Below are 16,351 nucleotides of genomic sequence, written 5' to 3'. Positions count from 1 at the left end.
AAAAATCTATGTCGCTTAATAAATGTATTCTTCAAGGCAGAATTCCTACGTCTGAAAAACTTCCGTTCGCTATTAACGATTATACCGATGAAAAGAAAGCTGTTCTTCGCGGTATGATTTCCGTTAAACGGTCTTATAAAAAAGAAGGCGAAAAATATTATCCTGAAGATCTGTTATTCTTTAAGGCTTTTGGCGCTACGGCCGTATTCATCGAAAAATACTTCAAGCGCGGTGATAACCTGATTATTGAAGGCGAAGTCCGGAAAGATGAAGATTACGTGAAAGACGGTCAAACCGTCCATGGCCAGATGTATATTCATGTAATTCCACAAGGCGTCTATTTCCAAAATGGTAATGCAAAAGATGATGATGGCGATAGCGGCAATTCTGCTCCTGCTAAAGCAGCACCGGCACCAGCCAAAACCAACCCATTGGCTAAAGGCGGCGCATCTGGTAGCTTAAATCCACTTAAAAAAGGTCGTTCTGTCCTTTAATTCTAAAGTAACAAGAGGGGCTGAAAAATTTCTCTTCTTGTTAACTTGTTTTTTTACTTGTTAACTGGTATGATGTTAAGTGTAAAACATGCTCTTGATGCGGAGGTATTAACATGACTGACGAACAGATCACACGCATACAAGAAGAGCTCATGTCTTCTATTCAAGAAAAAGTAGATACAGAAGATATGATTAAAAATACTGCAAGAGAAATTGCGGCTCGTCTTGTTTTTAAAGACAAGGTATCCGCGGAATTCGCAGACAAACTGTATATGTTTGCATATCAACAGGTTATTGCTCCTGGAGCTAAACTTGGGATCATGATGCTTGTTGCTGATATGCAGAACTTTACTCTGTTTAAAGAAAAATATCGTCCTTACACTGTCACTGTAGAGATCGATAACAAATTTACGCTTAGAGAAAACTTGCAAGCTGTCGTAGAGGCATTCTTTCGCCATATAACGGGAACTACGCAAGCAGAAGAATTAGAGTAGTGCATATCGAGAGGAGAAAATACTAATGAAAAATGTTTTATTAAACACTAAGCTATTAAAATCTAAGCGTAAAGAGAAGCGATTAACTATGCTACATATGGCAAATGTAACCGGTTACAAAGATGTATATAGCTATTGTGCTGTCGAAAAAGGGGATTTACTTCCTAGTCTACTCAGAGCTAAGCGTATAGCAACAGAACTAAAGTTAGACGTGAATGAGCTTATCGTAAATGGCAAGCCTTCCATGAAAAAATCGGCCTAACACAAAGATAAGGAGGTGCGCTAGATGGTTGTTGATGAACAAGCGCAGATATCAGTTTTACGTTTTCCTGAATGTGTGCGCCTACGAAAAGAAATGTATCTCACTGATCCTAATCATTGTGTATATGAAATCGTAGACAACTCAATTGATGAACATGCAGCTGGTCGTTGTAACGCGATAGCAATCGCTATTGTCGGCGACGAAGTAATTGTTGAAGATGATGGCAACGGAATTCCCGTTACTAAATCTGAAGATCCGGAATACGCCCATTTATCCCAAGCGGAAGTCGCCTACACCGTACTTCATGCGGGCGGGAAATTTGGTAAAGCCGGTGGATATAAGACCAATACCGGGGGATTGCATGGCGTAGGTGCCAGTTGTGTAAACGCCGTATCTGATAAGGTTAATCTTATTATTAATACCGGAGGAAAACAATATCAAGTTGATTTTGCCAAGGGCGTTATTACTAACGGGCTACACAAGGTCGGACCGGCCAAGGAAGGCCAAACCGGGACTGAAGTGCATTTCGTCTTAGATAAGGAAATTTGGGGCGAAGAGCAATTTGATTTTAAGAAAATCGAAAAAAGAATTCAGCAGCTAGCCTATTTAAACCCGGGGTTGACACTCTTGTTATATTTTGACTCCGTCGATGAAGAAGAGCAAGAAATTAAGTTGGAAAAAACTTTTTGCTATCCTGAAGGTATCAAGGATTATATCAGTAAACTGGTAAAAGGCAAAACAACGATTGCGGACACGGCCTATTTCGTCAAAAAGATTACAGACGAAAAGGTAGGCGACATCGAAGTATCGGTTGCTTATACTTATACTGATGGATACAGTCAGGATATTAAGTGCTTTGTTAACAACATTGCTACCGAAGCTGGCGGAGATCATCTTGCCGGATTCAAACAAGGTTCTTACAAAGCTGCTGAACAATATGCTCTTGAAAGTGGCGCGATCAAAGACGCCAAAGCTATCGAAAGCGATGATACCAGAGAAGGTATGACCGCCATCATTAGCATTAAAGTGAAAGAGCCTAAATTCGAAGGACAAGGAAAGTCCAAGATTAAGATGCCGGAAGTCCGCAATGCTGTTAAGCAAGCGACAGAAGAGTTCATGTTTGACTATTTAAGCAAGGATGCGAATAGAGCAAAAAGAATCATGGACAAAGTATTAATAGCAGCCAAGGCTCGTCTGTCGGCCAAACGAGCTCGTGAAGCGGCTCGTGGCCAAAAAGAAGGCATGGAGGGCGGCCTAGCTGCTAAGCTTGCCGATTGCTCCGAAAAAGATCCCGCCCTTTGCGAAATCTATTTGGTAGAAGGCGATTCAGCAGCCGGTTCGTGCAAATCAGCTCGTAACCGTAAAACACAAGCGATTTTGCCGGTTTTCGGTAAAATTCTTAATGCTGAAAAAAGTCGGTACGATCAAATTATCACTAGCGTTAAATTGCTTGATATGTTAAAAGCACTCAAATGTGGAATCGGTGACGAATTCAACATCGACAAGCTGCGATATCACAAAATAATTTTATTTAGTGATGCAGATGTGGATGGTGCTCACATTCAATGCTTAAACCTAGTATTCTTCTATCGGTATTTGCGGCCAATCATCGAAGCTGGACACTTATACATAGCTTGCCCGCCGCTATATAAAGTAGCAAAGAAAGTCGGCAAGAAAGAAGAAGTTGTGTACTTATTTTCAAAAGAAGAGCTTGAGGCCTACAACACTGAAGGCTGTACTATTCAGCGCTACAAAGGTCTAGGAGAAATGAATCCAGACCAACTGTGGGACACGACTATGAATCCAGAAACGCGTAAACTGATTCAGATTGAAATATCTGATTATGAACAAGCAGAGGAATATCTGTCGCTTTGTATGGGAAAAGATGTAGAGTCCCGAAAAGCCTTTATTATTGAAAATAGTAGCCTAGTAGCTTAATAGCTTGGCGCACGTCTTCCGATTTCTTTTTATTCAACACATTTCGTTGGCGTTTTAATCCAATTGATCAGTCATTGAAAAGAAGATATATCCGAAGATGAGTCACAAACACACGCAGATAAAAAGTTACTTAAGTAGCTTTGATATAACAATAATCACTAATGACAAATTTAGGAGGTTGCTTAAATGCAAGATAAAAATGTACTAACCGTTTCCGGTATGGTAAACGTAATCGAAAAATCTCATGACTGCCAGGGGGAACAATTTTACCGCGTTATGCTTGATGTAATTCGGTTAAGTGAAAATGTAGACACGATTCCAGTAATCGTATCAGAAAAACTTTTATTCAACAATGAAATTGTTCCTGGAATGTTCGTAACCATTGAAGGTCAAGTACGTACCAGGAACCAAAAAAATGGTTCTGACAAAAGCAAACTGTTGGTGTTTGGTTATGCAAATGATGTTAACCAAATTTCAGAAGCTGAGTTGTTAGCAACTGAAGTTAAAAATCAAGTGGAGATGGAAGGTTATGTTTGCAAAGCTCCCACCTACCGTGAAACTACAACGGGCCGGGTTATTACCGACCTGTTAATTGCTTGCAACCGTCAATACGCCAACAGTGACTACATCCCTTGTATCACTTGGGGTATTAACGCTAAAATGGCAAAAAAACTATGTGTTGGGGATAAAATTAAGTTCACGGGCCGTTTTCAATCTCGTGAATATCGTCGGAAAAATGACGAAGCCGGTACGATTAATGTTACTTATGAAGTCTCTATATCGCACTTGGATATTGTAAAAGGCAACGAAACCACTGAAACAGAGTCTGATTATCGTGAGCTCTATTCCGGAGCCGATAAATCTTACAAAGAAGCCATTTAGGAAGGAGGGGTCAGCTAAATGGCCGAATCAGAAAAAGGGGTAGTAATACAAGATATTGCTGAGCGGACAGCGATTTCGTTTTTATCTTATGCTAACGATGTAATTGAAGACCGAGCCGTGCCAAAAGTTAGCGATGGGCTCAAACCAGTCCACCGCCGGATATTATATACAATGCACGGCCTAGGGTTACGTTCAAATGGTCCATATAAGAAATCGGCTAGAACAGTAGGTCAGGTGCTTGGCCTCTATCATCCTCACGGTGATATTTCTGTGTACGATGCTATGGTTAATATGGCGCAAGATTTTGGTATGCGATATCCGCTTATTGATGGACATGGCAACTGGGGAAATTTGGATGGAGACTCAGCGGCAGCCATGAGATATACAGAAGCTAAACTTTCTCCGATCGGAGAGCTGATGCTTCAAGATCTCGAAAAGAATATCGTAGATATGGTGCCAAACTACGACGAATCCGAAACGGAACCTCTCATGCTCGGAACGCTCTTCCCGGCTCTCTTGTGTAACGGAGCCATGGGCATTGCTGTTGGTATGGCGTCATCGTTTGCTCCTCATAACGCAACAGATGTTTATAAAGCGTTGGATAAGATTTTAGAAGATGCACTAGCCGGAGAAGAAACTTCGATTGAAACTTTGGTTAGCATCATTAAAGCTCCAGACTTTCCAACAGGTGCTACTATTATCGACCTAAAAGGCATCGAAGAAGGATACCGAACAGGCAAGGGCCGCGTAGTCATTCGTTCAAACTTCTTTGTAGAAGAAGTGAAGGGCTATCAACAAATCGTCATTACTGAAGTCCCATATAAAGTGTGTAAGGCTACTCTGCACAATCAACTTGATGAAATGCGTAAAAATTCCTTGCCGGACATCAAAGAAGTTCGCGACGAAAGCGATAAAGAAGGAATTCGCTTAGTTGTTGAGCTCAAAAAAGATGCTAACGCGCAATGGGTTATTAAGAAGCTATTAAAGCATACATCTATGCAAAGTAGCTTCGGCATGAATCATGTCGCTTTGATTAATGGCAAGCCAGTTGAGAATTTGTCTCTTAAAGAAATGCTTGAACATTTCTTGGCTCATGCATCAGAAGTTGTACGCCGTCGCACAGTCTTTGATTTAGATAAAGCTCAAAAACGTGCTCATGTCATAAACGGGATCATCGCTTGTTTAGATATGATTGATGAAGTAATTCCAGTAATCCGTGGGTCTAAACCTCAGTCGGCTGTAGTACCTAATTTGATTGCAAGCTTTCAATTAAGCGAAGAACAAGCTCAAGCTGTATCAGATATGCGATTAGCTAGACTAAGTAATGCATCAGTGGATAGTTATATGGCAGAGCTTTCTAATCTAACAGGTGATATCGCTAAGTGGACCGCAGTATTAAATGATGAAGCAGCTTTATTAACAGCTGTGCGTTCCAACTTAAAAGAGGTAAGTGCATTGTTTAAGGACGAACGCAAAACCGTTATTGAGGTTGTCGCCGGTGAATCCGACGATGAACGTGATCTCATCAAAGAAGAAGCTCTGGTTGTTACTTATACAAACAATGGATTGATTAAATCTGTAAGTGATTCAGAGTACACCGCGATGGGTCGCCGCAATAAGGGCACGAAATCTGGAAAACTCAATGAAGAAGATTCCGTGCGCACTATGCTAGCTATTAGCTCAAGAGACGATATTTTATTCTTTACGAATCAGGGTAGATGTCATGTAATGCCTGCTTATAAGATCCCGATTTCTAGTCGGGCAGCATCCGGTAAATACATTAACAACTATCTAAACCTAGAATCGGAAGAAAAGATCGTTAGCATCTTATCAATTGCTCCTAATCTGACTGATACCGACCTGTTATTTGTAACCAAAAACGGGATCGGAAAACGATTAGAACTCAGCAATTTATCAAGGCGTATGAGCGTAACCCGGGTTGTCTCGTTCAAAGATAACGACGAGCTCGTGTCTTGCACCTTGGTTGAAGCAGATAAAGAGGTTATGGTTATATCTGCGGGAGGTCAAGGAGTTCGGTTCAAACTGGATGACGAGAAAAAAGGCATTCGCCCAATGGGTAGAACAGCTGCCGGCGTAAGAGCAATGAAATTACGCCAGTACGATAGTGTAGTTGATGTTCTCGTCCTCGATGGTCCTGAAACATTCCTTGTGATGACTGGAAATGGTTTTGCTAAACGTTGTGCGTTTAAAGATTGCCCATCTCAGTCCCGGGGTGGCCAGGGCGTAAAAGTTCTTGGAGTATCAGAAAAAACAGGATTAATCGTTTCGGCTATGACCGTACAAGATAGCGATGATTTATTTATCGCTAGCAAAAATGGTCAGCTAAGTCGCACATCCGTTTCTGAAATTCCAACCATGGGTCGTCCAGCAGCTGGGGTTCTTACAATAGGACTTAAAGCCGATGATGAAGTAGTGTCTATCAGTAAGAATACTGGCGATCCAGCCGAAGAAATAGAAGAACAAGAGGTGGCATAGATGTATAGCAACGATATGACACAGGTACGTGCCGGTCTTGTTAACTACATCGGTGCCATGATCAAAGCTTCGGGATATGAGGGTAAAGCCGCTAACCAATTGGTTGTGGCAGCCCTTATCGAAGAAGCACTTAAGTTATCGCAAGTAGATAGTGAAGCATGTGATATGTATGTGTTAAAACCACTTCTTCGAGCAAATATCTTCGTTCTTAAGCAAAGATGCGTCGAATTGACAAAACTATCATCTTTGGAGCCAGAAGCAAAGATTGCCATCGCTTCATCAATCAAACGTTACGAAGAAATTATCCAAACTTATGAAAACATGACCAAAGATTTATAAGAGAGGTGAATTGAATGGAAATTCAAGCACTTATGCATGTTAAAGCTGAGCTAAAGCCTGAAGAATACAAAGACTTGGTCGATAGTATTGACACTATGTATGCCACTTATGTACGGCATTTCCCCAAATTTCTTGAAGAAATTGCTCCAATAATGGCTTTCAAAAATGCCTTAGTGTTAGAGTCTTACGAAAAACAGCATGTTTAAGGGCTACAATAAAGTAGATACCTCTGGTCGCAATACGCTGCGCATCGAGAAGCGAGAACAAATTCTGTCTATTGCTATCCATGGGCTATTGAAAAAGGTTCCAACTAAAGAATCCCCGGGCCTAACTCGGTTGTCGATCATGGCTTACGATCGTGATTATCTTGAGTGGAAAATAAAAACAATTGAGAGCGCCGGATGGCTTACCAGGGAGAACGTTGAACGTGCGTCATATGCAAAATGGATGTCATGGGTGGATTCCAACAAATTGCGAATATATCACAAATGGCTGTACCGCAATAACGTGCTAATATTAAGCAACGTGTTGAAGTATATGTATTCGCCTCTTTTCCCGGCCGTGTTTTACATGGAACGTGGCGGAATTGACGATGAATATGATTGTGCTTATTTGCGACTATGGTTTATGGATGCCAAAGAAATCGGATCATTAAAGTCTTGGTTTAAAGACATTATGAACCTCGATACTGATGTTATTTGTGGGCAATTTGAAATTCCTCATTTAGCATTTTGCAATGAAAACAAGAAAAAATTTTTGGATGCCATTGAACCTATTGTTAAGCAAATCCCTAGTAAGCATGCCGAATTCTATACAGAATCAGCCACACGAGTGAGCTGATAATTTAGGAGGTATTTTCATGGCTAGTTTAACTCCAAAGAAAGCAAAAACTCTAGCTGAGAAATTAGCGATTCTAGACAAAGTGTCTGGCGCTATTAATGATACTGCAGGAAAAAAGATAATGGGACGAATTGGAGTAGATCCTGAAATAATGGATTGCTTAAAAATCAAATATATTCCAACCCCGTCTAAAAATGTTAATGAAGCAGCCGGTGGTGGTTTCCCTAGAAAGAGAGCTACTATACTTGCAGGTTTACCTGACTCTGGCAAAACTAGTTTAGCATTAGAAACAATTGGCGAAAACATGCAAGCAGATCCAGATTTTGTTGCAGGCTGGTTAGAATCTGAGGGATCATTAGAAGAAAGTTATCTAGTAAATACTTTCGGCATTGATCCAGCTCGATTCGTATACCTAGAGCTAGATCGCGACGGAGCTGGTGAAGTCGCACTAGATAGAGCTGAAGCCATCATGGGTACAGGCGCTGTCGATATGTTTGTAATCAATTCATTAAAAGCTTTGGTTCCTGCTGAAGAATTGGCTAAGTCAGCATCAAAAGCTGTAGTCGGTACACAGTCAAGAATGAATGCTAGAATGACAAGAAAATTTGGTGTTCTTATTGCGGAAAATAATTGCGCCTTCGTAATTATTACGCATCTTACAGTCGATATCGGATCTTCCAGTAAAGACCCGCTTATCGTATCAGGAGGACATGCTATTGCATTTATGTCAGCATTGACTTTTGATATGAGAAGACTATCAATACAAGAAGGCGAGCCAATTAAGAAGGATGAGGGCGTAAAAATTTGCGTTCGTGTTCGTAAAAACCACTGCGTTCCGGATCGTAATCCATATCTTAAAACCGAGTACTATGCCGTATTTGGAGAGGGTATTGAAAAGATACTTACTTCATTGGATACTGCAGTAGAACAAGGCATATTAAGAAAAGGCGGGGCTTGGATATATTGGGATGGCGCTGATGGTACTCCTATATATAAATGGAATGGTAAAACGGAATATCGTCAATTCATGCGTGAAAACCCAGAAGTTCTTAAGGAACTACTTGGCTTAGTCAACGCACAAGTTGAGCAAATGACCGCTGAAGAAGTTGACGCAATCAAAGCAGACGAAGAAGTTATTAAACAAATGGCTTCTAAAGATGTTAAGGATACAAAAAAAACTAATAAAAACCCAATTCAGGAGAGTGCTTAGTATATGGCTAACCCTTTGGCAAATTGTAAATTTGATCATATCGACTGCTCTCGATTAGGCGCAAATTGCGACTTATGTTTCGACAGTTTTCACTATCGAAAAAAGGTAGCGAAACAGCCTAGTCAAAGGAAACAATCTGTCGATAAGAGGATGGGCAGCAGTTTTGAATTCAAGAACCATCAAAACAATGCCGCCCTACTTGGGGTTTCTACCAATATGACTCCAAATAGTGGAGCCACTGGCAGAAAAAAAGGCGATGAGCAGATATCTGGAATTATTGAAATTATGGAAGAACTTAAGACAAAAATAAGCAAACAAGCACCAGGTAAAGAAACTTTTACTATGAAAAAAGAGTGGCTTGAAAAGCTTAATAAAGAAGCACAACGAGAAAACAAGGAATTTTGGTATCTTAAGTTTAGCTTTCATGAGCATGATGAAAATGTTTATGTTGTTACAGAGCAAGATATTATAATGTCTATGGTCAAAACTATGGTGATAGATCGGCAAAAAGCCAATAAGGCTGATGCGCTTGTAGATGTCGCTGAAAAACAACGACAAAAAATTCATGCAGATTTAATTGCAGCACAAGCAGAAATTGAATTGTTAAAATCACAGCTGAGATTAACTCAGCTAAAAAAGGAGAACCCAGTATGATTATTTTGAACGATTATAAGGTTGAATTTAACAAGTTTCCTAATGGGGAGACGAATGTAGATAAAAACACAATTTTGGTGATGCCGTATAATAATATTATTTTCAAATATGAAGACGACAGCGACTTAATAAAATTGATGTTAATCAAGCGGCATTTAGACGAACAATTCATTAAGGCTTGCAATCTAACAATTCTTTATATGCCGTACAGTAGACAAGACCGCACCGAAGGTAAATCTGTATTTACTTTAAAATATGTATGTGAATTCATTAATTCTTTGCATTTTGCTATCGTAAATATAGATGAACCTCATTCAGATGTAACGCCTGCCTTGCTTGACAGATGTGTAATCGAATATCCGACAACCATACTGCTAAATGAAGCAATCCTCGAATCGGGGTTTGACAGAGGAAAAGATTATATCTTTTATCCTGATGCTGGTGCTCAAAAGCGATATAGCAGCAAAAACCCGGGCTTTAAAGAAATTGTAGGATTCAAAAAAAGAAACTTCCAAACAGGAAAAATTGAGTCTCTGCAAGTTGTCGGCGCGGAGAACTTGTGCAATAGCAATGTAATTATCGTAGACGACTTATGTTCAAAGGGCGGCACGTTCATGCTCAGCGCAAAGAAGCTTAAGGAAATCGGAGCAGCAAAAATATATCTCGTAGTGACTCATTGTGAGGAAACAATTTTAGAAGGCGATGTTTTAAACTCTCCTTTGATTGAAAAAGTGTTTACTACGGGCAGTATTATTACCGATCCGCATATGTCGAAACTCAGTGTAATAAGGAGCTATGCGATATAATGAAAACGATTTATCCAGCAAGTTTGTTGTGTGATTTTTATAAAGTGTCTCACCGTGAGCAATACCCAAAAAGAACTGAAATGGTATATTCTACTTGGACTCCACGGGAAAGCCGTATTCCCGGCGTAGATAAGGTAATTGCTTTTGGATTTCAGGGGTTTATTAAGAAATATCTGATGGATTATTTCAATGAGCATTTCTTTTTCCGTCCTCTCAAAGATGTTGTCGAAGAGTATGAGCGTTTTATCAAGTATACGCTTAGCATCGAAAATCCTGACTGCGATCATATTATTGATTTACATGAGCTCGGTTACTTACCAATCAGAATCAAGGCCGTACCTGAAGGTACATTGGTTCCGATCCGCGTTCCAATGTTAACTATTGAAAATACAAATATGGCCGGTTACGGTTTCTTTTATTGGTTAACCAATTATCTTGAAACATTAATGAGTTGCTCATTGTGGCAGCCAAGTACTTCAGCAACGATCGCTAATGAGTACCGTAAAATTCTGGATTCGTATGCGTTAATGACTGTAGGCAATACAGATGCTGTACAGTTTCAAGGCCATGACTTTTCTATGCGCGGTATGGGCGGTTTAGAAGCGTCTGCCGCAAGTGGAGCAGGACATTTATTGTCTTTTGTCGGCACTGATACTATTCCAAGCATTTGTTATCTCGAAGAATATTATAATGCTGATATAACCAAAGAATTAGTTGGCACATCTATTCCTGCTACGGAGCATAGCGTAATGTGCGCTCATGGCCGTGATGAGCTTTCGTCATACAAGTATCTGATTACAGAAGTATATCCGAAAGGATTCGTTTCTATTGTGTCTGATACTTGGGATTTGTGGGAAGTACTCGATAAAGTAATCCGTCCACTTAAGAGCGATATTGTAGCTCGCGACGGTAAGGTGGTTATTCGCCCCGATTCTGGAGATCCGGTCAAAATCATTTGTGGCGATCCCGAATCTCAAAATGATTTTGCGCGTAAAGGCGTAGTTGAAGTTCTCTGGGATATTTTTGGTGGTACCGTAAATGAAAAAGGCTTCAAAATGCTTGATTCTCATATCGGCACTATTTATGGTGACGCTATCACGCTCCAGAGATGCCGAGAAATTTGTCAAAAACTTATGGACAAAGGCTTTGCCTCGATTAATATGGTCTATGGTATAGGATCATTTACGTACCAGTACAATACCAGAGATACTTTTGGTTTTGCTTTAAAATCGACTTATGTTGTAGTCGATGGAAAGGGACGGGAAATTTACAAAGACCCGTCTACCGATAAAAACAAAGTCAAAAAGTCGCAAAAAGGCATGGTTGTTGTTAAACGTGACAAAAATGGCAATATCGTATACGAAGACGAATTGTCAGAGCGTGAGCGCAGCGTAGGCGAGTTTTACGACGTAGACTTATTACGCGACATTTTTGTCGATGGTGAATTGATAGTAGATGATTCACTCGCAAACATCAGAGGTAGATTAAAGGCTGCCTCATAAAAGGAGGCGTTAACCTTATGAATTACGACGAACAAATCTTGGCCTTGGTCCAAGAAGCAAATCCCGAAAATCCGTTGGCTTATGTTCATAGTCTTATTAAGCCTATGGCAAGAGAAAAACTTGATAACTATATTCTCGATTGTACTGATTGTGAGATTTGTAATGGCCCCAAATGCCTTACTAGCGGTAATGAACATGGCGCTATAATGGTTATCGGTGAATCGATCATTGAAGAGCAAGTAAAAGATGGCGAAATTACAGTTTATCCTTTTCACGGTACCGCTGAAGGAGAGCTGTTAAATAAGCTATTTACTTATCATCATGTTAACTATGATGAATTATTTTTCATGAATGCCGTCAGTTGCTTTCCTTGTAAAGAAGTAAACGGCAAATTGATAAAGCGTGCTCCGGCTAAAACAGAAGTTAACAATTGCAAAGTCTTTCTTGAATATGCTATCGAAATCGTAAAACCTGTTGCTATCGTACTACTTGGAAACATTGCTCTAAACATGTTTCATAAGGAAGCGATTAGCCAGGCACGCGGTAATTGGATTGATGTGAAGGGTATTCCTGCAATGCCCACATATCACCCAAGTTATCTATTGCATATGCAAGACAAACAAGATCCAGAAATAGTCGAAGTTTACAAAGGCGATTTCTGTGAGGATATATTGCAAGTTTTTAAATATATTCAAGATAATTTTCCGGATAACAATGTACTATTAGAAAAATTAGAAGAAGAACAATAAAACATTTAGGAGGAAATATATATGAGCTTTCTTGACAAGATTAATGCTGCTAAAAATCCGGCCGCTGCCGCCGAAAAAAAGGTAAATCCATTATTAAAAAAACCGGCGCCTGTAGTCACAGCTACAGCTCCTGCGGATGCGCCGGCAGAAACTGCCGCTCCTATCGTGGCTGCTGAACCTGTTACAACTATTGCACCGAAACTTAATCCCTTTGCAAAGGCTGCTGCCGCAAAAGCAGTCGCCGATACTTCGGTCCAAAAAGCTGCTGAAACTCCGGCAGCACCGAAAAAGACTTTAGCTTTCCCGTTTAAAAAAACAGCAACACCTGTCGTTGAGCCAGCCCCTGCTGTTGCTCAAGAACCGGTAGTAGAAACACCGCCTCCAGCCGAAGAAGTTGCTCCGCCGACAGAAGCCGATGTTGCTCCTGTAGAAACGGCTAAGTCTGAGACTCCTGTTCCAGAGAAAAAAACAACTCGTCGTACTAGCAAGAGCAAAAAAACAGAAAAGGATGATTCAGAAACAGCTATTGATGATACCTTTGAAGGTTCTGCTGAAATGCCTGCTACGACTATGTCTTTTTCTGAAGTAGCCGCTGTATTAACCGCTCCATTAACTGATGAAGCATGGGAACAGTTTAAAACTGAAATAGAATCTGAAGTTAGCAGCATTGTTGTCGATCAAGAAATGAATCCAGGAGTTCTAAAAGTGGTTACTTCTGAACTCAATCTTGTGTATGACAAAATCGCACAGCCGCTCCATGAAACAAAAACGCTTCTCGATAATCTGACCAACAAAGAAGACGGCACCATTGCCGTTATTAAAAATATCTCTCTCGGAAATGGCAATAACGATATGGAACGAAAGAAAGCCGGCTTCTGTGCTGCTATGAACTTTACTAAGTATGGCGGCAACATCAACTTGTTTGAGGCGGTAGCCGAGGTTAGAGGACGGTACAACTTCCTCAAAAGCGTTCAAGATCGCTTAGACTATAAAAACAAATCACTTATCATCATGAGCGCTGCCCTAAAACTCGAAAGAGATTTTGTTGGTCGCGGAGAATAACCTAGACGAGCTGTTAAGTTCGTGCTATAATGATGCTAAGTTCGATGTTAGCAAGTCGGGCTTAGCGTCCAAACTTATTAAAATATGAAGGATGGATGCAAAATGGGTCAACTCATTCAATTCTCTACAAAAGCTAAGGAAGTAGTTTCTCGCCCAATCCCCGGGCAGCTAATTAAGCAGCGCGAAGGCGGCGGCAAGAAAATATTATCATACATATCTGGATCGACTGTAATTGATCTGTTGAATGAAGCTTTCGGCTACCTATGGAGCTGGGACGTGTCTGAACAATGGATTCAAGTGTCGCAACCAAAGTTCAACCCGAAATACGACAAAGAGCCAGTGCCACAAGGGCCTGTTGCTCACGTACGCGGCACTTTGACTGTTTACTTAGCTGCTGAAGATGGTAAAATCATCGAACTTCGCAAGACCGGTCTTGGATCTAAATCCGTTCTTGGCGGCCAAAATGATCAAGAAAGTATCTTTAAAGCCGCTGGTACAGATGCCCTCAAAAAAGCAGCTTCATTGTTCGGTATTGGAGCTCAGCTCTATCGTGATGAAGATGAACAAGCATTCTTTGACGCGATCAATTACGAAGATCCTTGGACTCCAGAACTTCTGAAACAATATGAGCCAGAACGTGATTATATCAAAGCAATAATGGAAGCTAATAATGCCACATCCGATGATATGGCTGAAATCATTGTTGAGTGGTCTAATGGCTCTTGCCAAGGTATTGAAGATTTGACTCCGGATAACATCGCTGATTTCGTCGAACATCTTAAAGCATCTCAAGGTTCAGAGGCTACCGCCTAATGACAATGCTATTTGAGGAGGATAAACGTCGTCTCGGTTGTGTATGCGGCAATAGCCGGTTATACAAAAGAGATGTGTTTACTTACCTACGTAGCACTTCAGATAAAAATGCCGTGGAAGAACACTTGCTTGAAACCGAAATACGTTGCGAAAGATGTAATAAGGTTATTCATGTGATTAAACCCAGGGTAAATAAAGTACTATCATAGAGGAGGCATTTAATATGCTTAGAAATACTACTGATATTCGTTTGTTCGGAGTAAAGTGGGCCACCGATCAAGGCGGCCCCTCTCCTGATAATAATATGCGTACCGAATTGTATTTCATGGGTTGCAGAAAAGCAATGTCCGGCGATCCTTGTGATGGCTGCTACAATCCTGATCTTTGGGAAACGCGCCTTGACGCAATTACCCGGTCTCCACAAGACATGGCTGAACACATAGCCAAGTTTGCACCAAACAAATATATTACGATTGTTGGTGGGGAACCTACTGATCAGATGGAAGGACTAACTGAACTCTGTAAGCTCCTGAAAGCAAAAGGATTCCACATTCTAGTATTCTCATGGCGCTCGCTGAAAATCGGGTCTACTGGTAATATTCACCCCGCTTGGAGAGGATTGATTCAAAATATCGATATTCTTGTTGACGGTGCATATAAAAAGTCTGAACGAATTTACAATGAAGACTTCGAGGATGGATTTCATAATACGATTGGTTCTGCTAACCAGACTATATGGGATCTTAAAGAGTGGAATGATGCTGGCCGCCCAGGTATAATTAATGGTCATACTGCCGGTGAACTTGTTGGCCTTTATGTATTACCAAATGGAGATCTACGCTATATCACAAAAGATAAAATTGAGCCTAAACAGGCTACTGTGATACAGAGGGGAGTCGCTTAAAAGATGGGAAGACAAGTAGGTAGCTTTACTATTCCAGGAACGACCCAAGAAGCATGGGTTGAAATGGATAATTTAAAAAAGCTTCCGTTAATCCCAGATCAAGTCACTAGGTTCAAAGATATTCAAAATTCAGTAATTTCATATCGATTTGAACCGGATGAAACCACAAAAACAGTTCAGCTTTTCGCTGAATACAGGTATCAAGGAGAAACCCTTGTATCATCGCCTGCAATTATTCCAGAGGATATATTCACGAAACAATTAGCCGATTGTGTCTTTGCTTATAACACTGTGGATATTGCTCCTACTGTCGTTGAAGCAAAAGAAAAAGCTGTACAAAGCATTGCGGAATTATTGCTTAAACAAGGAGCTATTCTTGGAAATTCAATTTTCTCCGGTATTGGTTTCATATGTTCTGATGAAGCTCGTATAATGACTATTGAGAAATTGCACATAATCGCTCACCAGAATGGAACAGCCGATATACGGCTGATAGATTGCGTAGGCAATGCAGATTTAAAAAATGTCGTTAACCCGTCTATCGAATTTTTCACTGATGATTATAAAATAACCATACCAAAATACAGCATTGAGGAAGACAGCAATGAGCTGCTCCGTAATTATGTTGTAACTACAGCCGATATCGACACTGAACTTGTTAAAGAAAAAATATCTTATGAGATTTTTGATCTTAACAAAGATGACGAAGCTTCGGTTGAACGGTTTTTAACATCTCGAAGAGGATTGCTTACACAAGAATCACGAGAAGAAAATATTCTGGAAGAACGGTTTGCCGACATATTTTTCGATGACTAAAAAAAGGATGATGAAAGTACATGAGAGAATGCATGACGCAGGTAGAACACCTGCTTAAAGGTAAGCGTCAAAAATGTCGTCACCTTGACA

General features: G+C 40.4%; 18 protein-coding genes. All 18 read left to right on the top strand.

Annotation, left to right across the window (positions count from 1 at the left end):
* The first annotated feature begins 8 nt into the window (after positions 1 to 8).
* Positions 9 to 494, top strand: a complete 486-nt coding sequence (locus ACZ449_RS00090) for a single-stranded DNA-binding protein (RefSeq protein ID WP_464256759.1) — start codon at positions 9 to 11, stop codon at positions 492 to 494.
* 113 nt (positions 495 to 607) lie between these two features.
* Complete coding sequence (locus ACZ449_RS00085) at positions 608 to 988, top strand: hypothetical protein (RefSeq protein WP_464256758.1); 381 nt, start codon at positions 608 to 610, stop codon at positions 986 to 988.
* Between the two features lie 25 nt (positions 989 to 1,013).
* Complete coding sequence (locus ACZ449_RS00080; RefSeq protein ID WP_464256757.1) at positions 1,014 to 1,250, top strand: hypothetical protein; 237 nt, start codon at positions 1,014 to 1,016, stop codon at positions 1,248 to 1,250.
* A 24-nt stretch (positions 1,251 to 1,274) separates the two neighbouring features.
* The gene (locus ACZ449_RS00075; protein ID WP_464256756.1) at positions 1,275 to 3,188 is read left to right on the top strand and encodes a DNA gyrase/topoisomerase IV subunit B; all 1,914 of its coding nucleotides are present in this window, start codon (positions 1,275 to 1,277) and stop codon (positions 3,186 to 3,188) included.
* 186 nt (positions 3,189 to 3,374) lie between these two features.
* Entirely contained in the window at positions 3,375 to 4,070 is a 696-nt protein-coding gene (locus ACZ449_RS00070; protein WP_464256755.1) for a single-stranded DNA-binding protein, read from the top strand.
* Between the two features lie 18 nt (positions 4,071 to 4,088).
* Positions 4,089 to 6,566, top strand: a complete 2,478-nt coding sequence (locus tag ACZ449_RS00065) for a DNA gyrase/topoisomerase IV subunit A (protein WP_464256754.1) — start codon at positions 4,089 to 4,091, stop codon at positions 6,564 to 6,566.
* The gene (locus ACZ449_RS00060) at positions 6,567 to 6,905 is read left to right on the top strand and encodes a hypothetical protein (RefSeq protein WP_464256753.1); all 339 of its coding nucleotides are present in this window, start codon (positions 6,567 to 6,569) and stop codon (positions 6,903 to 6,905) included. It begins immediately after the preceding gene.
* A gap of 14 nt (positions 6,906 to 6,919) precedes the next feature.
* Positions 6,920 to 7,111: a hypothetical protein gene (locus ACZ449_RS00055; protein WP_464256752.1), complete on the top strand. Its 192-nt coding sequence runs from the start codon at positions 6,920 to 6,922 to the stop codon at positions 7,109 to 7,111.
* A complete protein-coding gene (locus tag ACZ449_RS00050) occupies positions 7,104 to 7,745 on the top strand; it encodes a hypothetical protein (RefSeq protein WP_464256751.1) in 642 nt (213 codons plus the stop codon). Before ACZ449_RS00055 ends, ACZ449_RS00050 begins: the two co-directional genes overlap by 8 nt.
* Before the next feature lie 19 nt (positions 7,746 to 7,764).
* Positions 7,765 to 8,955 (top strand): RecA family protein, encoded by a 1,191-nt coding sequence (locus tag ACZ449_RS00045; RefSeq protein ID WP_464256750.1) that lies wholly within the window; start codon positions 7,765 to 7,767, stop codon positions 8,953 to 8,955.
* 3 nt (positions 8,956 to 8,958) lie between these two features.
* The gene (locus ACZ449_RS00040; RefSeq protein ID WP_464256749.1) at positions 8,959 to 9,609 is read left to right on the top strand and encodes a hypothetical protein; all 651 of its coding nucleotides are present in this window, start codon (positions 8,959 to 8,961) and stop codon (positions 9,607 to 9,609) included.
* Positions 9,606 to 10,415, top strand: coding sequence for a hypothetical protein (locus tag ACZ449_RS00035; RefSeq protein ID WP_464256748.1), 810 nt, complete (start codon positions 9,606 to 9,608; stop codon positions 10,413 to 10,415). The genes ACZ449_RS00040 and ACZ449_RS00035 overlap by 4 nt, the downstream gene beginning before the upstream one ends.
* The gene (locus tag ACZ449_RS00030; RefSeq protein ID WP_464256747.1) at positions 10,415 to 11,917 is read left to right on the top strand and encodes a nicotinate phosphoribosyltransferase; all 1,503 of its coding nucleotides are present in this window, start codon (positions 10,415 to 10,417) and stop codon (positions 11,915 to 11,917) included. The genes ACZ449_RS00035 and ACZ449_RS00030 overlap by 1 nt, the downstream gene beginning before the upstream one ends.
* Positions 11,918 to 11,934: 17 nt before the next feature.
* Positions 11,935 to 12,666 carry a uracil-DNA glycosylase gene (locus tag ACZ449_RS00025; protein WP_464256746.1) on the top strand — a complete coding sequence of 244 codons (732 nt, stop codon included), beginning with the start codon at positions 11,935 to 11,937 and terminating at the stop codon, positions 12,664 to 12,666.
* 21 nt (positions 12,667 to 12,687) lie between these two features.
* A complete protein-coding gene (locus tag ACZ449_RS00020; RefSeq protein WP_464256745.1) occupies positions 12,688 to 13,728 on the top strand; it encodes a hypothetical protein in 1,041 nt (346 codons plus the stop codon).
* Positions 13,729 to 13,830: 102 nt separating this feature from the next.
* Positions 13,831 to 14,541, top strand: coding sequence for a Rad52/Rad22 family DNA repair protein (locus tag ACZ449_RS00015; protein WP_464256744.1), 711 nt, complete (start codon positions 13,831 to 13,833; stop codon positions 14,539 to 14,541).
* A 223-nt stretch (positions 14,542 to 14,764) separates the two neighbouring features.
* A complete protein-coding gene (locus ACZ449_RS00010) occupies positions 14,765 to 15,445 on the top strand; it encodes a 4Fe-4S cluster-binding domain-containing protein (RefSeq protein WP_464256743.1) in 681 nt (226 codons plus the stop codon).
* 3 nt (positions 15,446 to 15,448) lie between these two features.
* Positions 15,449 to 16,261 carry a hypothetical protein gene (locus tag ACZ449_RS00005; protein ID WP_464256742.1) on the top strand — a complete coding sequence of 271 codons (813 nt, stop codon included), beginning with the start codon at positions 15,449 to 15,451 and terminating at the stop codon, positions 16,259 to 16,261.
* Positions 16,262 to 16,351 lie beyond the last annotated feature (90 nt).

The sequence above is a fragment of the Desulfosporomusa polytropa genome (assembly GCF_055380075.1).
This window is presented reverse-complemented; position numbering and strand designations above follow the sequence as displayed.